Origin of the sequence: Campylobacter sp. 110 (assembly GCF_002383965.1) — a bacterium.
GTDB classification, from domain to species: Bacteria; Campylobacterota; Campylobacteria; order Campylobacterales; family Campylobacteraceae; genus Campylobacter_D; species Campylobacter_D coli.
Genome location: NZ_NXBD01000024.1, coordinates 1 through 2,198 on the forward strand (window position 1 = coordinate 1; position 2,198 = coordinate 2,198).

The window sequence follows — 2,198 nt, forward strand, 5'->3', positions numbered from 1 at the left end:
CCTTTCTTTTATTCTAAAGATATTTTATCTTTTATGTTAAAAATTCTATATAAAATAATTTTATTTTTATCGTTTTTATAATACTCTAAATCTACTAAAAAATTAAATCCATAAGGATTTTTCAAAACTTCTTCGGCTATTTTCTCATCACTAAAACTAACATCAACCGCATAAGGACTTAAAGCATCGCACTTTGCCTTATGTTTTGTTTTATTGTCTATTTTATTTGTAGTTTTATACATCGTTATCAAAGCATTTTCATGTATCTTTTGATATTCAATTTCCTTTTTTTCGCAAATGTAATTAGCATTTTCATAAATAAGCTTAGCTTCATCACTATTTATTCTCAAAAGTTCTTCACCTTTATGATTGATAAAAAAAGTATTTTGATTTATAGTAACGGGTGCAAATATATTTTTTAAATTATTGGCATTATACTTAGTAAAATGCGGATTTTCTTCTATTTCTTCTATACTTTTTGATTTGATATTTTTAAAAGATATGATAAGTTCTATAAATTCATTTAATGCTTGAATAGGTGCAATAATAGGCAAAACTTCTCCTGCTATTTCAAAAACCAAAGAATATATATCACTACCAGTTTCAACTTTTTCTAAAAAAATTTTACTTTGTGTTATACCGTGCTCTTTTGATATAAAACTATCCATTAATTTTTGAAAACTTAACAAAGAATTAGCCATTATCCCAAGTTCTATGTTTTCTTCATGGATAATTTTTATTTTAAAATTAACAATATTTTCTTTCTCTTCTGTCATTAATTCTCCTTTTAAATTAAAAAATCTTATTAGCCAAAGAAAAAACAAAACCTACGCTTTGCTTTATAGCTTCTTTATCAGCTAAATCTATGCTATCTTTTAGCTTTTCGCCTAAAGTCTTATTGCTTTGCATTATATTACCTCTTTTCTTTTTCCTCACAAACAAAATAAACTTTTACATTCTTATTTTTATTGATTAAAAGAATTTGTTCGTGTAAATTTTCAAAAGGACTTTCTAAATTGTCATAAAATTTCAATCCACACACAGGACAATTTTTAATACTATTGTGAGTATCTATAATGATTTGCGTTTCACAATTTTTGCACTCTAGTTTAAACTTTTTTATCTTGGCGATTTCTTGTTCCATCACATTCCTTTTTACAAACAAAATAAAATTCTGCATTTTTATTTTTGCTAACACTTTTGAACAATTCAGTTAAAATTTCAAAGAGATTATATCCTAAATTTTCATCTATAAACTTTATTCCACATTGCGGACAAGTTTTAATAACATTACCTATTTTTGTAATGATTTTTGTATCGCAATTTTTACATTTTATTTTTAATTCTGTAATTTTTTTTAAATTCTTATCCATATTTAAACCTTATTTTATTAGTTCAAAAAGCAAAACCACCTATGCCACTAAATAAATCAAGATGGTTTATTTTCATTTAATAATTCCGCATTTTCGTGGATATTGCCCACAATTTCTAGTTCTTCTAAACAAAATTCACTTAGTAAATCTTCATCCCATTCTTCACCATCATCACCACATTCAACTAAATAGAAAGCTCCTTCTTTAAAAACAACTTTATATTTAAAAGCTTCATCTTCAGAACAACCTTCAAAAGAATATAAAATATCTCCTTCATAAATCTTATTTCCTTTTTTATCGTAAAATCCTGTAAATAGTTCTATTTCAACTCTATCGCTTGGCATTTGAATTTCATCTTTAAAAGTTTCATTGTCTCCATATTCGCTTAAATCTATATCAACTTGCTTTCAAAATCTCTTTTAAAATGGCTATTTGCCCTTTACCTGTTATTTTTGTCGTGCTTACAAGTCTATCGCCGTTGATGGTGCTAACAGTCGTTTCACTTACCTTAAAAAGTCCTTGTTCGATGTATTTTTGATAAGGTTTATTATCACTCATTAAAAATCCTTTTTCACGCAAGATCTTAAAAAGTCTTTTCTCGCCAATTTCAATTTTATTTTTTTCATAAAGTATTTTTGCGAAATCTCTTATTAAAATAGCATCATTAGTATCTTTTATACGATTTGCAAAGTGAATAAGTGGTGCGTTTTCTTTGGCTTCATTTTTTAAATTTACATTTTCAATTTGAAGCTTTTCATTTCTCTCTAAAAGTTCTAATTGCATTTGCAAACTTTCTTTTAATGAAAGCGGTTTATAACTTTGTTT

The 2,198-nt window shown here is 25.8% G+C and carries 5 protein-coding genes; all 5 read right to left on the reverse strand.

Annotated elements, in window-relative coordinates; genetic code table 11:
- Positions 1–8 precede the first annotated feature (8 nt).
- On the reverse strand, positions 9–776 hold the full coding sequence (locus BGS43_RS03110) for a hypothetical protein (RefSeq protein ID WP_002912337.1): 768 nt from the start codon (positions 774–776) through the stop codon (positions 9–11).
- A gap of 137 nt (positions 777–913) precedes the next feature.
- Positions 914–1,144, reverse strand: a complete 231-nt coding sequence (locus tag BGS43_RS03115; RefSeq protein ID WP_002787283.1) for a hypothetical protein — start codon at positions 1,142–1,144, stop codon at positions 914–916.
- Positions 1,110–1,373: a hypothetical protein gene (locus BGS43_RS03120; protein ID WP_002787281.1), complete on the reverse strand. Its 264-nt coding sequence runs from the start codon at positions 1,371–1,373 to the stop codon at positions 1,110–1,112. The genes BGS43_RS03115 and BGS43_RS03120 overlap by 35 nt, the downstream gene beginning before the upstream one ends.
- A 56-nt stretch (positions 1,374–1,429) precedes the next feature.
- A complete protein-coding gene (locus BGS43_RS03125; protein WP_002787279.1) occupies positions 1,430–1,717 on the reverse strand; it encodes a YopX family protein in 288 nt (95 codons plus the stop codon).
- A 52-nt stretch (positions 1,718–1,769) separates the two neighbouring features.
- On the reverse strand, positions 1,770–2,198 hold a 429-nt coding region (locus BGS43_RS03130; protein ID WP_180753339.1), incomplete at its 5' end, for a phage antirepressor KilAC domain-containing protein.